The organism is Halomonas sp. SIMBA_159 (assembly GCF_046536035.1).
GTDB classification, from domain to species: domain Bacteria; phylum Pseudomonadota; class Gammaproteobacteria; order Pseudomonadales; family Halomonadaceae; genus Vreelandella; species Vreelandella venusta_A.
Genome location: NZ_JAWJBT010000871.1, coordinates 1 through 261, shown reverse-complemented (window position 1 = coordinate 261; position 261 = coordinate 1). Strand labels below are relative to the sequence as shown.

Below are 261 nucleotides of genomic sequence, written 5' to 3'. Positions count from 1 at the left end.
GTCGGTTGGCACCAATACCGGGCATTGCAACAGTAACCGGCCAGGCTCCGCCAGCCAGCTGTCCAGACCCGTGCCCTGACATAAGCTCAGCTCAATGTTAAATTCCACATCGGTTAAAAGTCGGCTCAGTTCGGTCTCTACGGCCTGAGCCAGTTCAGGCAAATGCTGTTTAGCGGCCAAGCTGGCCTGACTAAAACGGCGCTGATCCAGCGTCAGCGCGAACGGCTGATAACTGCCAGCGGCATCGGCGGCGATAATAAC

1 protein-coding gene is annotated in these 261 nt (G+C 57.1%); it reads right to left on the bottom strand.

The annotated features are described in order from the left end of the window. The coding region (locus R0J87_RS21735) for a hypothetical protein (RefSeq protein ID WP_498888905.1) at window positions 1–261 on the bottom strand (261 nt) is incomplete at both ends.